The following is a 17,904-nucleotide window of genomic DNA, read 5'->3' on the forward strand; positions in this document are numbered from 1 at the left end:
TAAAATTTTAATCGATTAGTTCTAAAACCTGTATGGCTTCTTCCACGTTGCTGATGTTATCAAAAGCAATGCGCAAGGTATTTTTAACCTCTTTTAAATTGCACATACGGGGGTGGTTTTGGGCAAAGGTTAAAATTTTGGTGAAAGTATTCGAATCAAAATATTTCGATTGTTTATCACTTAAGAAATAGCCCCTTAAACTATTTTTCTTGAAACTGATTTTTTCGAAACCCAGTTTTTTGCCAAACCACTGCAAACGGACCACGCTGAGCATGGTTTTTACCTGATGGGGAACCGGACCAAAACGATCGGCCAGGTGTTTTTCAAAAGTAGCCAGATCATTTTCATTATCAAGCTTCGAAAGCTCAGTGTATAAATTGTAGCGCTCGGTAATATTGGTAATGTAAGCGTCTGGTATGTAAAGCTCTAAATCAGTGTCAACCTGTGTAAAACCAACAAAAGGCCGCTCTGGTTCGTTCTCAAATAAACCCTTAAACTCGGCTTCTTTTAATTCCTGAATGGCTTCATCTAAAATTTTATGGTACATTTCAAAACCAATTTCGGCAATGAAACCGCTTTGTTCAGCACCCAGTAAGTTTCCGCTACCCCTGATATCCAGATCGCGCATGGCCACGTTAAAGCCACTGCCTAGATCAGAAAACTCTTCAATGGCGCTTAAACGCTTCCGGGCCTCTGAGGTGAGGGTAGATAATGGCGGCGACAATAAATAACAAAATGCTTTTTTATTGCTCCGGCCTACCCTGCCGCGCATCTGGTGCAGATCGCTCAACCCAAACATGTGGGCATGGTTAATGATAATGGTATTGGCATTGGGGATGTCCAAACCAGCTTCGATAATAGTCGTAGCCACTAAAACATCTTTCTCGCCGTTAATGAAATCGAGCATCACATCTTCCAGTGCGTCGCCATCCAGCTGTCCGTGCGCAACACCAATGCGTGCTTTTGGCACCAGTTTTTGAATTAGTCCACCCAATTGCATCAAATCGTTTACCCGGTTATGGATAAAGAAAACCTGGCCCCCTCTGTCTAATTCAAATTGAACTGCTTCCTGGATCAGCTTATCGTTAAAAACATGCAATTCGGTACTAACCGGCTGGCGGTTAGGTGGGGGTGTGCTGATAATCGATAAATCCCTCGCTCCCATTAATGAAAAATGTAGCGTTCGGGGGATAGGTGTTGCCGTTAAAGTTAGCGTATCAACATTTACTCGTACTGCTTTTAAACGTTCTTTTGCACTCACTCCAAATTTTTGCTCCTCATCAATAATCATGATGCCCAGATCTTTAAATTTGACATCCTTCGAAAGCAAACGGTGTGTGCCGATTAGAATATCAACCTTGCCAGCTGCAGCTTCTGCCAGTGTATCTTTAATCTGTTTATTGGTTTTAAAACGGTTAATGTAATCAACCGTAACCGGAAAATCTTTTAAACGTGATGAAAAGGTTTTGTAATGCTGTAAGGCCAAAATGGTGGTAGGTACCAGGATTGCGGCCTGCTTGCCTTCAGCAACAGCTTTGAATGCCGCACGCACAGCGATTTCGGTTTTGCCAAAGCCCACGTCGCCACAAACCAAGCGGTCCATCGGGTGCGGGGCCTCCATATCTTTTTTCACATCCTGTGTAGCCTTTAACTGATCGGGGGTGTCCTCATAAATAAAGGAAGCCTCGAGTTCGGTTTGCAGGTAACTATCGGGAGAAAATGCTGTTCCGGCCTGTGTTTTACGCATTGCATAAAGCTTAATCAGGTCGCGGGCAATATCTTTAACTTTTTTTTTAGTAGTTTTTTTAAGCTTATCCCAGGCATCGGTACCCAGTTTATTCATTTTGGGTACGCCACTATCTTTACCGCTATACTTGGCAATGCGGTTCAGGGAGTTGATGTTTACATAAAGCAGGTCGTTATCGGCATAAATTAAACGGATCATCTCCTGGGTTTTGCCGTTAACCTCTACTTTTTCCAATCCGGCATATTTTCCTATCCCGTGGTCGATGTGGGTAACATAATCTCCTGATTTAAGCTCCCTCAAATCTTTCAGGGTAATGGCCTGGCTTTTTTGATAGCCTTTTTTAAGCTTGTATTTATAGTAACGATCAAAAATCTGGTGATCAGTATAAAATGCCGTCTGAATTTGAGGATCGACAAAACCCTCGCGAAGCATGCTGTTGATTGGGGTAAATTTGGCCGTTTTATCAATATCTTCTAAAATGGCATACAAACGCTCTACCTGTTTGGGCGAATCGGTAAAAATAAAGTTAACAATACCCGCTTTTTCGTTTTCTTTAAGGTTGTGAATTAGCAGATTGAAGTCTTTATTGAACGAGGGCTGAGGTTTGGTTTCAAACTCAAATCTTTCGTCTGTTTTATAGAAAAACTGCTTGCCGAATTCAACAAGTGGAAAATCGTGCAAATGATCGCCGAGTAGCTTTTCGTCGGTAAAGGCAAATTTGGGATCAATCCACTCGGGGTTTTGGCTTTTATCCGCTGCTGGCAGGGCTTTCCAAAGCTCAACAGCTTTTTTAAAACCGGCTTTTACAATATCGAGCGTAAACTCTACATCTTTAAACCAAAGCTGGGTATCATGATCAATATAATCTAGAATACTGATGTTGCTTTCGGTTAGAAATTTAGCCTGAACATTAGGTACAATCGTAAGCGATTTAACATCGGCAACCGAAAGCTGGCTTTCTATTTCAAAACTGCGGATACTTTCAACCTCATCGCCAAAAAACTCGATCCGGTAAGGCAGGTCAGATGAGAAAGAAAAAATATCGACAATACCACCGCGGATTGAAAACTGACCGGGTTCATACACAAAATCTGCTCTGTCGAAATCGTAGTCAATTAAAAACTCGTTGATAAAATCAATCCCCAGTTTAGCTCCAATGCTGATTTCGAGTGTGTTTTTTTCGAGTGCAGAGCGGTCTATAACCTTTTCGGCAATGGCTTCGGGATACGAAACCACGATTTTCCCATATTCCGAATCGTGGTTCAGTTCGTTTAAAACTTCTGCACGGGCCAATACATTTGCTGTATCAACCTGGGTAAAATCGAAAGATTTGCGGTACGACGAAGGGAACAACAAAACCTGCTTTTCGAGCGCGCTTTCCAGATCAGACTGAAAATAGGCAGCTTCTTCCCTATCGGGTAAAACGAAAAGCAGCGGTTTGTGTAATAAAAAATAAGAAGAAAGGGCAACAATAGCATCGGCCGAACCCACCAGTCCCTTTAGTTGTACCTTCGGGTTTTTGGTGCTGTTCAACGCTTTGGTAAAATGTGTTACCCTATCGTCGTTTTTGTATCTGTTTATTAAATCGCGAATGTTCAAGTCACAAAAATAAGCTTATCTTTTAATATTAACCCGCAATTTGTGTAAAGGTTTTTTTAACTATTTTTGGTGGCTTTGCCTGCAAAAAACAATTCTGGGAAATAAATAACCACTCATTCTTAGATTGTATCGCAAGTTTGGTCGAAATATATCCCCCATTCGTCGATTAAGGGCAAATTGATGTAACAAAGGCAGTGGTATAGCCTCTAATTTATATAAAAAGTGAAACAATGAGCAACATTAAGCGCTTTCCGTTAGAACTTGTTTTCTGGGTAACAGCATTAGTGTTATTGGCAACAGCAAATAGCCATGAGCATCACTTTACACTTTGTCCGCTGGCTAATTTAGGTTATGAGGGCTGGTGTCCGGGATGCGGGATTGGCAGGTCGATCAGTCATATTTTCCATGGCGAATTTACCGAGAGCTTTGCCGAACATTGGTTCGGGTTTCCGGCACTTTTGATTATACTTTACAGAATTTATACACTAACAAAAAAGATAAAAACATTTAAAATTTTAACCTCAAACAGATAAACACCATGGATATATTTCAATCACCTCTGATGTCGTTACCAGGTATAACACCAGATGAATACTCATACTTACAACAGGCAACTACAGGTTTAGATGAGCAGCAGTTGCGCAATTTCTTAATGATTTACAGCAGCAAAAGAAAAAATCCTTCGGATATGTTGATCTTCTGTTTGATCGGATTGTTCGCTGTTCCGGGATTGCAAAGATTCATCATCGGTCAGATTGGTATGGGTATTTTGTATCTTTTAACTGCCGGTCTTTGTTTCATCGGATCAATCATCGATGTGGTAAACCACAAAACCCTTGCCTTTGAGCACAACCAGAAAATGGTTTTCGAAAGCTTACAAATGGTAAGGATGGGTGGCGGATTTGCGCCAAAGGTTTAATAGAAAACTGATATTCGTTTCTACATTATAGCCCGGGATTTGAATTCCGGGCTATAATTTTTTTATATCTTTAACACATGAAATTAGGCGAAATAACCAATTATCTCGAAAGTATTGCACCCCTTAATTATCAGGAAGATTACGATAATTCGGGCTTAATTGTAGGTGATCCGAATATGGAAATCAGGGCTGCTTTAGTAGCGCTAGATTGCGTGGAAAAGATTGTAGATGAGGCCATTTCTACTGGTTGCAACCTGATTATTACGCATCATCCCATCGTTTTTAAAGGCTTAAAAAAGCTGAATGGCAAAAATTATGTAGAGCGTGTTGTACTCAAAGCGATAAAAAATAACATCGCACTTTATGCTATTCATACCAACTTGGATAGTATCCATACCGGGGTAAATGCCCGTATTTGCGAGCGCTTGGGTTTAACAGGTACCAAGGTGCTTTCGCCAAAAGCCGGCTTGTTAAAAAAGTTGGTTACCTATTGCCCACAGGCGCAGGCAGAACAATTGCGTTCGGCTTTGTTTTATGCGGGGGCGGGAAATATTGGCAATTACAGTGAATGCAGTTTTAATGCAGATGGTTTTGGCACTTTTAAAGGCAACGAAGAAAGCGATCCTTTTGTTGGCGAAAGAGGTATTCGCCACCGAGAAGCTGAAGTGCGCATTGAAATGGTTTACCCAACTCAGGCAGAGCGCAAAATATTGGTTGCCTTGTTCGAAAACCATCCTTATGAGGAAGTGGCTTACGATATTTACAAACTGGAGAACAAACACCAGCTGGTAGGATCGGGTATGGTGGGCTGGCTGGAGTATGATATGGATGGCTACGATTTTCTACACCTGGTTAAAGACAGGATGCAGGCGCGGGTGGTTAGGCATACCGAAGTTATGAACAAAAGGATTAAAAAAGTAGCGGTTTGCGGTGGTTCCGGGAGCTTCCTTTTAAGGGAAGCGATTGCAGCTGGCGCCGATGCTTTTATTACTGCAGATTTCAAATATCATGAGTTTTTTGACGCAGAGGAAAAACTGATCATTGCCGACATCGGACACTTTGAAACTGAACAATTTACCTCAAATTTATTGCTTGAAATTATTCAAAAAAAATTTACTAACTTTGCAATCCGTTTAACGGAGCAAAATACAAACCCCATAAATTACTTGTTTTAATGGAACAAACCGTAGAACAAAAGCTAAAGGCTTTATACGAATTACAAAATATCCACACAAAAATTGATAAGATCCGTCAGGTACGTGGCGAATTACCAATGGAAGTTGCAGATCTTGAGGATGACGTTTTAGGATTAGAAACCAGAATTTCAAAAATCAAAGGCGAACTTGATGATTTGGAGGATTCGATCGTAACCCGTAAAAATACCATCAAAGATGCACAAGCTGCAATCAAAAGATACGATTCTCAATTAAAAGAAGTTAAAAACAACCGTGAATACGATGCTTTAACCAAAGAAATTGAGATTCAGGGTTTAGATATTCAGGTATCTGAAAAGAAAATTAAAGAACACGGTTTCGAAATCAATTCAAAAACTGAAATCTACGATTCGGCTAAAGCTGATTTAGATGGCAGAAAGAAAGATTTAGAAGCAAAGAAAACTGAACTTGATGTAATTACTGCAGAAACTGAAAAAGAAGAGCAGGATTTACAGAAAAAAGCAGATAAGGCTGAAACTCAAATTGAAGATCGTTTATTGGTTGCTTACAAACGTTTACGCAAAAATGCGGTTAACGGTTTAGCTGTAGTAACTATCGATCGCGATTCATGTTCAGGTTGTTTCAACCAGATTCCGCCTCAACGTCAGTTGGATATCCGTCAACGTAAAAAAATCATCGTTTGCGAGCACTGCGGTCGTATTTTGGTTGACGAAGCATTAACCCACGAAGTAGCAGAAGCTTAATCAGCTTGACAGCATATTTAAAAACGTTCCGGTAAATAAACCGGGACGTTTTTTGTTTACAGGCAAAACAACCTGATCATTTTAACGTTAATTGTAGATATTTGTTTAATGTGAAAGCTGTTGCCCTGGCGAGCTTAACTTAAAAGAAAATCCCTTTTTCAGCATGATTAAAAGCTTACGTTTTGCCTTCCTTACCTCTCTTCTGATATTTCCATCTGTATTATTTGCAAACTTTGATTATAACGCCAATTGTTTAAAGGCCTACAAAAGTATTTTCGAGCTAAAACTTGGCAATGCGCGGGCTTATATTGCTACAGAAAAGAAGCAAAGACCCAATAATGCCATCATTCCATTGCTGGAAAACTATATTGATTATTTTACCATCATTACCTCAGAGAGTAAAGCAGATTTCGACCGTTTAAAAGGCAATAAATCAAGTCGTTTAGACCAGATTTCTGATGATGACAAGAGTTCGCCTTACTATCTTTATGCCCAGGCCGAAATTAATTTGCAATGGGCTTTAATTCATGGCCGTTTTGGCGAGTTCTTTAATGCTGCCATGGAAATTAAAAGGGCCAACAGCCTTTTACAGGAGAACAGCAAAAAGTTTCCAAATTTTCCTTTAAACGCAAAAGGTTTAGGTTTGGTTAATGCTGTGTTGGGTAATTTGCCTGATGGTGCGTTGAAAAGCACATTGGCCACATTTGGAATAAAAGGAAACCTTCAGAATGGTTTAAATATGTTTGATAAGCTGGCCGAAAGTTTAGCAAGCTCATCATACGAGCCTTTTTACGAAGAAGTGGTTTTTTATTACACTTATGTGCTCACTGATGTGGCGCATAGCCCCTCGGCTTATGCCAAAATGATGAAATACACCGAGCGGATTGCAGATACCAGCTTATTAAAGAGCTATTTACAAAGTTACGTAAGTATAAAAACGGGGCATAATGAAGAAGCCATTCAGATTTTAGCTAAAAAACCTGAGGGAGGCGTTTACCAGCCTTTTCCTTATCTCGATTACCTCGAAGGTGTTGCGCACCTGAATAAACTGGATCTTAATGCTGCAACTTATTTTAATCGCTTTTTGCAAACGAATAAGGGCGTAAATTATATTCGTGATGCAAACATGCATTTAGGCTGGATTGCGCTCTTAAAAGGCGATAAAGCAGGCTATACCGCTTATGCAAACAAAGCACTTAATTCGGGTTATTTGTATCATGATAAAGATAAGCAGGCCAAAAATGAGGCGGCTGGTGTAGCACCTGCTATTGATTTGCTTAAAGCCCGATTATTATATGATGGTGGTTACTTAAATAAGGCGCTGCAGGTATTGGACGATAAAAAAACAGCCGATTATACCAGTGACAGGGACAAGACAGAATTTAACTACCGTTTGGGCCGGATTTATGATGATTTAGGTCGCGACGATCAGGCATTAACAGCTTACCAGGCTACCATTAATCAGGGTAAAAACTTAAAATACTATTTTGCTGCAAATGCTGCCCTGCAAATGGGAAAAGTTTACGAGAAGAAAAAGAATACTGCAAAAGCAAAAGAGGCTTTCAATACAGCCATTTCCATGAAAAACCACGAATTTGAAAACAGTATTGAAAGCCAGGCAAAAGCCGGATTAAAACGCTTATCGAATTAAAAACGGTGTATAAATGCGTTGATGTGCATACCTGCTCCAACAGAAGCAAAAACCGCAACATCGCCTGCTTTTACTTTATAACCTTCAACCTGTCCTTTCAAAACGAGGTCTAACAAGGTAGGTACGGTAGCTACCGAGCTATTTCCTAGCCAGGAAATGGTCATAGGCACCAGATTTTCGGGTACAGTATCTTTGCCGTATAATTTAAACAGGCGTTTCATGATGGCGGTATCCATTTTACCATTGGCCTGGTGTACAAATACGATATTAATGTCTTCTACGCTCAATCCGGCTTTATCTATCGCTTTTTTAATTACCTGGGGTACCTGAACCACGGCGAACTCATAAAGCTTCCTGCCGTTCATTTTAAGGTAGTAATTACCGCTGGTTTCATCGGGGTGCGAGCCCTTGCCCATGGTTAAGAGATTGGCATAATTTACGGCATGGGTTTCGGTTTTGTGGGCTAATATTCCTTTCTTCTCCTCTCCTTCTTCTGCTTCAAAGATTACGGCTCCTGCACCATCAGAAAAGATCATGCTGTCACGATCATGTGGATCGATAATACGGCTCAGTGTTTCCGCTCCAATAACTAATACACGTTTGGCATCACCACTTTTAATGTAATAATCGGCCTGAATAGAACCCTGAACCCAGCCAGGGCAGCCAAAAATAATATCGTAAGCCACACAATCGGGGTTATGTATGCCCAGCTGCTGCTTAACTTTCGAAGCCAGTGAGGGTAAAATATCGCTACGGTTGCTGCCCAAAGGAATATCGCCGAAATTATGGCAAAAAATAATATAGTCTAAGGTTTCTTTATCAATCCCGGCATTTTCAATAGCTTTTTCTGCAGCTTTTGCGCCGATGTGATTGCTCAATTGTTCCGGACAGGCATAGCGTCTTTCTACAATTTCCGTAATCTCCGAGAATTTATCGATGATCTCTGAGGTTTCCTTCTCTAACCGGTTCCCGTTCTCAAAGAACGTACAATTTAAGAATTCATTACCGGAAATGATATTCTGTGGAATATAACTTCCAGTGCCGGCAATTACCGTATTTATTACTTTGCTCATAATTATAATACCGCATACTAAAACGGTATGTAGTATAAAACTATCAATTAAATTCGGTAATCTAAAATAAATTAATTTTTTAGCTGCTTTATTTTCTCGGGCAGACTTTTGTCAAACCAGATTAAAGGATGGTTAACCAAATCGCTTCTGCACATGAGCTAATATACCACATAATGGGTATTTAGCTTTAGGTGATTCCCGCTGTATTTTTACGGTGATAAACGAAACTAAAATGAAAAAATTATTGTCCCTACTGGTATTGCTGTTTTGTGTCTATACAGCCAATGCCCAATCGCATATTTCTAAAAGCGAGTATGCCAGATATAACTGCAAGTTTGCGCCTAAAGGCTCAAACAATGCTGAAGGAAAATTAATGTGCCCTGCTTGTGCAAAAGAAAGGGAAGACGCCAGAAAGAAGAAAATCGCTGATGATAAAGCCGCCTATGAAGCAGGCAAGATCAGAAATGCTCAATTAAGGGCTGAAAGCATAGCGAACTTAAAAAAACTGAATAAAGAAACCGCAGAAAGGAACAAAGTAACAGAAGTGTATGTTACCATGGGAAAAACCAAAGGAGTAGCACCTGAAAAAAAAGCAGAAACACCTGTTAAGAAAGCACCAGCTAAGCCAACAAAAGACGTATTGTTTTTTGCTGATTATCCAGGTTCAATGTCGATGAGCGGTAATCGTTTAAATTACTTTCTGAACGAAAACGGTGACACGGTTTTGAAAAGCAAGGATTATTACAGCACATTCGGGGCCTTTAGTGATAATAAAAATAATTTCCCAAAAAATATGGGCATCGTGGTTTTCAATGAGGAAAACACTTTAACCAATGGAAAAACAAGAAAGATTGCAGATATAGTTGACCTAAAAGGAAAACGGCTTTTTAATGATAATAGCATCAGTACAATTTTTCACCTAAAAGATGATTATTTCGTAATCGGTAGAAGTAAAGATTTTGGTGAGGACTCTAGTTGGGGCTATAACTACAGAAGAATCCAGGAAGTTGACATTTACAATACTAAAACAAAGAAAACCATCACGCTGGATAAGGACCGGAGAAATGTTGAAATTTATGTAGCCTTTGATCATCGCAAATTAGAGGATCAGGGATTAAAGCCGATGCTTATGCGTAGGTATTCAAATTATGATGAAGACGTGTATTGCTTAAACGATGCAGGAGAAATGATTGTAAAGAAATTTGCCAGTGGCAGATAATTAAGCAGTAGACTTATTCGTGCAAACAAATGGGTAAACAAGAATGTTTTTGGTGGGAATGGCTGTTCGACTATTCCCATCATTTGCGAGTTGTTTTGTTGAGCGTAACCGGTATTATATCTGTGACTTAGGTAAAGTCATCAATTAAAAATACAAAGAGTTCTTTAGGGCCATGTGCGCCCAAAACCAGCGTTTTCTCAATGTCGGCTGTGCGGCTTGGGCCAGTGATGTTGCTTATCATGGAAGGAATCTGGTTCCCATATTTATTTTTCAGTAGCTGAAAAGCATCTTTCAAATCTAAAACCAATTGACTGGTTTTGGCAATTACAATGTGGTGGTGCGGAAAAATACTCAGCCTTCTGCCGGCCGCGCCTTGATTGGTTACCATTACGCTTCCGTTGCGCGCAATCAGCGCTTCGCAAAGGGTAATCCCCACTTCTGCCTGCTCAAAATCTTTATCGGTTTGGTAAAAGGGGAATTCGTATTTGCTTAAAAACTGTTGTAATTCGGGCTCCCAGCAATAAATTTTGCGCCATTTAAATTTATCCGCCAGCTGCAGCATATTCTCAAAAAAATCAATTCCGTCTTCGCAGAAGATAAAATTACCCGAAATGGCTGTGAGTTGTTCGGCAAATAATACTTCCAGCTCCTCTGTGTTTTTTTTATACAGTTGACTTTCTTCTAAATTTGGGTAAGGATTTTCGCGCTTTTCTAATAATGCTTTCCTTATCTTTTTTAGTATTTGTTCTTTGGCCGTTGTATTATTATCCTTCATTGTAAAAAAAATGCTACCCTGGTGCAAACCAGGATAGCAAATGTAATCATTGCAATTATTTATTTATGCTTCTACCGGAGTAATATGTCCTGGGTTTCCGCCTTCGCTTTGATTTTCGAATAACCGTTTTCCGAAAATCTCTTCTAAATCGTCTTTAAATAAAACTTCTTTTTCGATTAAGATATCAGCCAGCTGGATTAGCTTGTCTTTATTTTCTTCAAGTAAGTTGATTGCTCTTTGGTATTGGCCTTCAATCAGTACTGAAATTTCTTTATCGATAGTTAAAGCGGTATCTTCTGAGTATGGTTTAGAGAAGTTATACTCGTTCTGGCCTGACGAATCGTAATAGGTAATGTTTCCTAATTTCTCATTCAAACCGTAAATGGTAACCATGGCCCTGGCTTGTTTATTTACCTTCTCTAAATCGCTCAAAGCACCTGTAGAAATGGTATCGAACATTACCTTTTCGGCTGCTCTACCGCCCATTGTGGCACACATTTCATCCAACATTTGGTGCGGACGAACAATTAAGCGTTCTTCTGGCAGGTACCAGGCAGCACCTAAACTCTGTCCACGTGGAACAATGGTAACTTTAACCAAAGGCGCAGCGTGCTCCAATAACCAGCTCACAGTTGCATGACCTGCTTCGTGGATGGCAATAGCGCGTTTTTCACTTGGGGTAATAATTTTGTTTTTCTTTTCTAAACCACCCACGATACGGTCAACCGCATCTAAGAAATCCTGTTTATCAACTGCCGATTTATTTTTACGCGCTGCGATTAATGCGGCCTCGTTACAAACATTGGCAATATCGGCACCCGAGAAACCAGGTGTTTGTTTAGCTAAAAATTCGGTATCTAACTCTTCCGATTTTTTCAAAGGTGTAATGTGTACCTCGAAAATCTGTTTACGCTCAATAACATCTGGTAAATCAACATAAATCTGTCTGTCGAAACGACCAGCTCTTAATAAGGCTTTATCTAAAACATCAGCGCGGTTGGTAGCAGCTAAAATAATAACATGGGTATTGGTGCCGAAACCATCCATTTCAACCAAAAGCTGGTTTAACGTGTTTTCGCGCTCGTCATTACCGCCCATTACACCGTTTTTACCACGTGCACGGCCAATTGCATCAATCTCATCAATAAAAATGATACATGGTGATTTATCTTTAGCTTGTTTAAACAGGTCGCGCACACGTGATGCACCTACCCCTACAAACATTTCAACAAAATCAGATCCCGATAAAGAGAAGAATGGTACCTGTGCCTCGCCAGCAACAGCTTTAGCCAGTAAGGTTTTACCTGTACCTGGTGAGCCTACCAATAATGCTCCTTTCGGGATTTTTCCACCCAGATCGGTATATTTTTTAGGGTTTTTAAGGAAATCTACAATCTCCATCACCTCGGTTTTAGCTTCTTCTAAACCTGCAACATCGTTAAAGGTGATGTTTACCTGGCTTTCTTTATCAAAAAGTGTAGCTTTTGATTTTCCGATGCTGAAAATCTGGCCGCCACCGCCGGCACCGCCACCCATTCTGCGCATCATGAAAATCCAGAAACCGATTAAAAGCAATACAGGTAAAATAATGCTTAAAAACCAGCTCGCTAAAGGATTGCTTCTGTTCTCAGAACTGAAAGTAATCGCTTTTCTGCCTGCAGGTAATGCTTTTTGCGATTCGGCCAAAGCAGCTCTTAAATCAGCAAACTTTCCGCCGTAAGTAAAGTAAACGGTTGGCCCGCTCGACATACCCAAAGAGCTTGTGCTTCTGTAAGCTTTATATTGAGGTTTTTTATCTAAACTGTCTTTTTTAATGTAAACTTCAGCCTTAACCAGGTCTTCTGTTTGGTAAGCCACAATCCGGTCAACGTCGCCGGTTAAGAGCATCTGGCTTTCAAAAGTATCGTATTTTACTTCTTTACCACTATCGGTAGTAAATAAGAACTGAGCGGCAATAATGGCAATTATAATTGCTGCATACACCCAAAAAATATTAAATTTTGATCCTTTTTGTGGTTTCTTCGGGATATTAGGTAATCTTTTTCCCTGTTTGTTGTTTTCGTTGGTATTTTGATTATCGTTCATTTGTCTTTGTCAAAATGGTTCTATAAGGTTATGCGCTTTGATAATTTGTGCTTTCTGCATCCCCCCAAAGTTCTTCAATGCCATAAAAATGGCGTTTTTCCGTCTTAAAAATGTGCACAACCACATCAAAATAATCCAGAATTATCCAATCGGCAGATTCGAAACCTTCTTTGTGTCTTGGATCTACCTGAGTGGCTTTATATATTTCTTTTTCTACACTATCGGCAATAGCTTTTACCTGCGTGCCGGAGTTGGCACTGGCAATAATGAAATAATCAGCTACCGATGTATGGATATTTCTAAGATCTAACCGCACTATATCTTCCCCCTTTTTCTCTTGTATGCCGTGAACAGCCAACTCAGAAAGGTATGTAGAAAGGGCTACTATTTTCTTTTTTACCATTAAAATGCTTTAATTTTGGAATTACAATATTATAAATTCAACACTTGCAAAATAACACTTTTTCGACACTATTTGTTGGTCAAAATTTAATCAAATTAAAAGAAGTTGATTCTACCAATAACTTTTTAAAAGAATTGGTGTCAAAATCCGAGCCATTAGCCGAAGGTACTGTAATTATGGCAGATAATCAGTTTGCCGGACGTGGCCAGCAACAAAGTGTTTGGCAAACCCAGGCCGGGAAAAATATCAGCACCAGTATTTTACTAAAGCCTACGTTTTTACCGCTTGATAAACAGTTTTATTTAAATATGGCCGTTAGTTTAGCCGTTAACGAGGCTTTAAGCCATTTTATTCCAGAGGGATTGAGTATTAAATGGCCTAACGATGTTTATTATCGTGACAAAAAACTGGGTGGAATCCTGATTGAAAACACACTGACAGGTAATACCATAAAGGCGGCTGTAATTGGCATTGGTTTAAATGTAAACCAGCTCGAATTTGCCGAAAATATCAGTCAAAGAGCCACTTCGGTCATTCAAATTTTACAAACTGAAACGTTTTTAATGGATATTATGGAGAAAATATTCATATTTATGGAAAAATACTACTTAATTTTGAGAGTCGGGAAGTACAGTATTTTACAAAATGATTACCTTGGCAAACTGTATAACTTCGGAGTTAAGGCGTTATATCAAAATAATGGAGCTATTTTTGAAGGTACGATAAGTGGAATTGAAGAAAATGGCAGGTTAAAGGTTGATACCATTGAAGGCTTAAAAAGCTTTAACTTTAAAGAAATAGAATTTACACACACAAAATAAACACACAATGAAAAAAATCTCACTGGTGCTTTCGATGGTACTTTTTACCATTGCTGGTGCATTTGCGCAAATTGAAAAGCCGGTTACCTGGGCATATTCTGCAAAGAAAACAGGAAATAACGAAGCTACAATATACCTAAAGGCTACTATCGAAGACAGATGGCATATTTATTCTCAGAATGTTAAAGACGGAGGTCCGGTAAAAACCACTTTTACCTTTGCTCCTTCTAAAGATTTTAGTTTGGTTGGTAAAACCATCGAACCTAAAGCGGTTGTGAAATATGAGAGTACTTTTAAAATGAATGTAAGCTATTTTGAAAGATCTGTTATTTTTCAGCAAAAAATTAAGCTAAATAAAGGAACAACAGTTGCAAAAGGTAAAGTAGAATTTATGGTTTGTAACGATAAACAGTGTCTTCCACCAGAAGAGGTTGAATTTAGCATTCCGGTTAAATAGTTGACAACAAAATAATTATAAACAGTCCCGACGAACTCGGGACTGTTTCTTTTTAAAGTAAAATCTCAGTGTGGTAAAAAGGGGTTAATAAAATTATGCTTAATTTCACGCCTTCATAAAAAACACACACAAAGCGCACAAATGAAAAAGGTTCTATTATTGTTATTGATGGCGGCAATGTTTATTGCATTACCAGCTGTTAAAAGTTACGCACTTGTAACGCAAGATACCACAGCTACAGCTCCACCCGATGATATTGTTTTTACCGAAGTTGGATCTGCACAGGATAGTGCAGCGAATAATCTGGTAAAAGATTCGGTAAAAAAGGATACGGTTAAAGCTGATAAAGCTCCTGTTGTAACAAAAGATGCAGCGCCCAAACAATCTTTATGGGTAACTTTTGGCTTAGGTCTTTTGGCCGGTATTGCAGCCTTTTTCCTCCCATGTATATTTCCGATGGTTCCGCTTACGGTTGGTTTTTTTACCAAGCGTGCTGAAAGCAGAGCAAAAGGAATCAGGAGTGCTATTATTTACGGCTTATCGATTATTGTAATTTACGTTGGTTTAGGCGTAATAATTACGCTGATTTGGGGCGCCAGTGCATTAAACGAGATTTCTACTGATGGATTTTTTAATATTTTCATCTTTTTAATACTGATCGTTTTTGGTGTTTCTTTTTTAGGTGCTTTTGAAATTACCCTGCCAAGCTCATTTGTAAATAAGCTCGATGCCAAATCAGATTCGAAAGGTTTAAGTGGAATCTTTTTTATGGCCGCTACCCTGGCTGTTGTTTCTTTCTCTTGTACCGGTCCGCTAATTGGAACATCTTTAGTAGCCATTAATACCGATTTATTGACACCGGTAGTGGTGATGTTTGGCTTCTCGCTATCATTAGCCGTAATTTTTACATTGTTTGCCATCTTCCCAAGCTTAATGACGGGATTACCAAAATCAGGTGGCTGGTTAAACTCGATTAAAGTATTTCTAGGTTTCCTTGAGCTGGGCTTATCTTTAAAGTTTCTTTCAACAGCCGATTTGGCTTATCACTGGGGTATTTTAGACCGTGAAATTTTCTTAGCCATCTGGATTGTTCTAGCCTTAATCTTAGGTGTATATCTGTTGGGCAAAATCAAATTCTCGCACGATAGCGATCTTGCTTACGTTTCTGTTCCAAGGTTATTTATTGCTACAGCTACTTTTGTATTTGCTATTTACCTTATTCCAGGCTTATGGGGAGCACCTTTAAAAGCTGTTAGTGCTTTGGTTCCACCACTCTCAACACAGGATTTTATTATTGGTCAGGATAGTGGATCGGGAGCTGGTCAGGCTACTTCAAGTCACCCCAAAAGAAAATACGCCGAATTTTTACACATCCCGCACAACATTGATGGTTTCTTTGATTATGAAGAAGCGCTTGCTTATGCGAGGGAAGTAAAAAAACCGTTATTTCTAGATTTTACCGGACATGGTTGTGTAAATTGCCGCGAAATGGAAGCCAGGGTTTGGTCTGATCCAAGGGTGCTTAAAAGGTTAAAAGAAGATTATGTGGTCGTATCGCTTTATACCGATGATAAAACCGATTTGCCGGTAGCAGAACAATTTGATTCTAAAATACTGGGTACCAAAGTAAATACGGTTGGAAAGAAATTTAAACACCTGCAAGCTGAAAGATTTAATACCATTTCGCAGCCATATTATGTACTTTTGGGTACCGATGAAAAGGAATTAGTTTCTCCACCAATTGGTGTTGAATTTGATATCGACAAATATTTGCAATATCTGGATAAAGGATTATCAGAGTTTGCTAAGAAATAAACAAATGAGCAAAATTAAAAATATTGGTGTTTTAACCTCAGGCGGTGATTCGCCGGGTATGAACGCCGCAATCAGGGCCGTAGTAAGGGCTTCTATTTATTATGATATTGAAGTAACCGGATTTATCCGTGGTTACGAAGGATTGATCAACAATGATTTTATCCCCATGGACCGGAAATCTGTGGCCAACATTATCCAACGCGGTGGTACCATACTCAAAACCGCACGTAGTGAAGCTTTCAGGACAGTTGAAGGTCGTAAAACGGCTTACGAAAACCTAAAGGCTAAAGGAATTGATGCGCTGATTGTAATTGGTGGTGATGGTACTTTTACCGGAGCGAATATTTTCTCGAAAGAATTCGATTTTCCGGTGGTAGGCTTACCGGGTACCATTGATAACGACCTTGCGGGTACCGATTTTACGATCGGTTACGATTCGGCAATTAATACCGTTATCGATGCAGTTGACCGGATCAGGGATACTGCTGAATCGCACGATCGCCTTTTTATTGTTGAGGTGATGGGACGCGACTCGGGCTTAATTGCCTTAAGAAGTGGTATTGGCGTTGGTGCCGAAGCCATCATGATTCCGGAAGCGAATATGAATGCCGATGATATTTTGCACAAACTGGAGCATAGCCGCAGAGATAAAGCATCTAAAATTATTATTGTTGCCGAAGGTGATGATACCGGAGGCGCTTTTAGGGTAGGCGAAATTCTGCAGGCCAAATATCCACATTACGATACTAAAGTTTCTATTTTAGGCCATATCCAGCGCGGCGGAAAGCCAACCTGTATGGATCGCGTTTTAGCAAGTCAGCTAGGTGTTGCGGCTGTAGAAGCGCTAATTAAAGGCGAAAATGGGGTGATGATCGGTCAGGTAAACCGCGAGATTGTTTTTACACCTTTCGAACATGCCATTAAGCACATCGATGCCGAAAAAGTAAGTACCAAATGGTTAAAAATGATTGATATCCTTTCATTTTAATCAAATAAGACATAAAAAGAAAAGTCTTTCCCGCACCGGAAAGACTTTCTTGTTTTTGCTTAGTTTCGCTATAAGCAAATATCTTAATCTTCTAAAATTACTGCCGTACCGTTGGCACTTACCATTAGCATGCTGCCACCGCTACCAACTGTTTCATAATCTAAATCTACGCCAACAATGGCATTCGCACCAAGTGCCGCTGCATATTGTTGCATTTCGTTAACAGCCGTATCTTTTCCTTCTCTTAAAACACGTTCGTAAGAGCTCGATCTGCCTCCTACAATATCGGTTATCCCTGCAAATAAATCTTTAAAAATATTTGCGCCAATAATAGTTTCTCCGGTAACTAAACCAATATATTTTACAATTTTTCTGCCCTCAACAGTAGGCGTTGTGGTTACTAACATAGTTTCAGTTTTTTATAATTAGAATAT

The 17,904-nt window shown here is 39.5% G+C and carries 16 protein-coding genes; 10 read left to right on the forward strand and 6 right to left on the reverse strand.

Annotation, left to right across the window (positions count from 1 at the left end):
• Positions 1–7 precede the first annotated feature (7 nt).
• Positions 8–3,346, reverse strand: a complete 3,339-nt coding sequence (gene mfd / locus OC25_RS08040) for a transcription-repair coupling factor (RefSeq protein WP_039474054.1) — start codon at positions 3,344–3,346, stop codon at positions 8–10.
• Positions 3,347–3,576: 230 nt separating this feature from the next.
• On the opposite strand from mfd, the gene OC25_RS08045 reads away from it, so the two are divergent.
• The 5 genes from OC25_RS08045 to OC25_RS08065 all read left to right on the forward strand — a co-directional run bounded on the left by OC25_RS08045 (position 3,577) and on the right by OC25_RS08065 (position 7,834).
• On the forward strand, positions 3,577–3,879 hold the full coding sequence (locus OC25_RS08045; RefSeq protein ID WP_039474058.1) for a DUF2752 domain-containing protein: 303 nt from the start codon (positions 3,577–3,579) through the stop codon (positions 3,877–3,879).
• Between the two features lie 5 nt (positions 3,880–3,884).
• Complete coding sequence (locus OC25_RS08050; RefSeq protein ID WP_039474059.1) at positions 3,885–4,265, forward strand: TM2 domain-containing protein; 381 nt, start codon at positions 3,885–3,887, stop codon at positions 4,263–4,265.
• A gap of 77 nt (positions 4,266–4,342) precedes the next feature.
• Positions 4,343–5,440, forward strand: coding sequence for a Nif3-like dinuclear metal center hexameric protein (locus OC25_RS08055; protein ID WP_039474062.1), 1,098 nt, complete (start codon positions 4,343–4,345; stop codon positions 5,438–5,440).
• Complete coding sequence (locus OC25_RS08060; protein ID WP_039474065.1) at positions 5,440–6,183, forward strand: zinc ribbon domain-containing protein; 744 nt, start codon at positions 5,440–5,442, stop codon at positions 6,181–6,183. The genes OC25_RS08055 and OC25_RS08060 overlap by 1 nt, the downstream gene beginning before the upstream one ends.
• Positions 6,184–6,346: 163 nt before the next feature.
• Positions 6,347–7,834 (forward strand): tetratricopeptide repeat protein, encoded by a 1,488-nt coding sequence (locus OC25_RS08065; protein WP_039474067.1) that lies wholly within the window; start codon positions 6,347–6,349, stop codon positions 7,832–7,834.
• Here the strand turns inward: OC25_RS08065 and OC25_RS08070 are convergent.
• Positions 7,831–8,907 carry a 3-oxoacyl-ACP synthase III family protein gene (locus OC25_RS08070; RefSeq protein ID WP_039474070.1) on the reverse strand — a complete coding sequence of 359 codons (1,077 nt, stop codon included), beginning with the start codon at positions 8,905–8,907 and terminating at the stop codon, positions 7,831–7,833. The genes OC25_RS08065 and OC25_RS08070 overlap by 4 nt on opposite strands.
• Before the next feature lie 232 nt (positions 8,908–9,139).
• Here OC25_RS08070 and OC25_RS08075 point away from each other — a divergent pair, with 232 nt between their 5' ends.
• Entirely contained in the window at positions 9,140–10,126 is a 987-nt protein-coding gene (locus OC25_RS08075; RefSeq protein ID WP_039474072.1) for a hypothetical protein, read from the forward strand.
• Positions 10,127–10,253: 127 nt separating this feature from the next.
• On the opposite strand, the gene OC25_RS08080 is transcribed toward OC25_RS08075, so the two are convergent.
• The 3 genes from OC25_RS08080 to rsfS form a co-directional block, all read right to left on the reverse strand.
• On the reverse strand, positions 10,254–10,901 hold the full coding sequence (locus OC25_RS08080; protein WP_039474073.1) for a LutC/YkgG family protein: 648 nt from the start codon (positions 10,899–10,901) through the stop codon (positions 10,254–10,256).
• Between the two features lie 63 nt (positions 10,902–10,964).
• Entirely contained in the window at positions 10,965–12,986 is a 2,022-nt protein-coding gene (gene ftsH, locus OC25_RS08085) for an ATP-dependent zinc metalloprotease FtsH (RefSeq protein WP_052266053.1), read from the reverse strand.
• A 28-nt stretch (positions 12,987–13,014) separates the two neighbouring features.
• Positions 13,015–13,389 (reverse strand): ribosome silencing factor, encoded by a 375-nt coding sequence (gene rsfS / locus OC25_RS08090; RefSeq protein ID WP_039474075.1) that lies wholly within the window; start codon positions 13,387–13,389, stop codon positions 13,015–13,017.
• Between the two features lie 44 nt (positions 13,390–13,433).
• Between rsfS and OC25_RS08095 the strand changes: the two genes are divergently transcribed.
• From OC25_RS08095 to pfkA, 4 genes are all read left to right on the forward strand, one after another.
• Complete coding sequence (locus OC25_RS08095; protein ID WP_039474079.1) at positions 13,434–14,210, forward strand: biotin--[acetyl-CoA-carboxylase] ligase; 777 nt, start codon at positions 13,434–13,436, stop codon at positions 14,208–14,210.
• Between the two features lie 7 nt (positions 14,211–14,217).
• The gene (locus OC25_RS08100; protein WP_039474082.1) at positions 14,218–14,667 is read left to right on the forward strand and encodes a protein-disulfide reductase DsbD N-terminal domain-containing protein; all 450 of its coding nucleotides are present in this window, start codon (positions 14,218–14,220) and stop codon (positions 14,665–14,667) included.
• A 141-nt stretch (positions 14,668–14,808) separates the two neighbouring features.
• Positions 14,809–16,482, forward strand: coding sequence for a protein-disulfide reductase DsbD family protein (locus OC25_RS08105; RefSeq protein WP_039474085.1), 1,674 nt, complete (start codon positions 14,809–14,811; stop codon positions 16,480–16,482).
• Between the two features lie 4 nt (positions 16,483–16,486).
• On the forward strand, positions 16,487–17,470 hold the full coding sequence (pfkA, locus tag OC25_RS08110) for a 6-phosphofructokinase (protein WP_039474088.1): 984 nt from the start codon (positions 16,487–16,489) through the stop codon (positions 17,468–17,470).
• Between the two features lie 83 nt (positions 17,471–17,553).
• Here the strand turns inward: pfkA and OC25_RS08115 are convergent, their stop codons facing one another.
• Positions 17,554–17,877 (reverse strand): heavy metal-binding domain-containing protein, encoded by a 324-nt coding sequence (locus OC25_RS08115; RefSeq protein ID WP_025141635.1) that lies wholly within the window; start codon positions 17,875–17,877, stop codon positions 17,554–17,556.
• Positions 17,878–17,904: the final 27 nt, after the last annotated feature.

The organism is Pedobacter kyungheensis (genome assembly GCF_000812965.1).
Classification (GTDB): Bacteria; Bacteroidota; Bacteroidia; order Sphingobacteriales; family Sphingobacteriaceae; genus Pedobacter; species Pedobacter kyungheensis.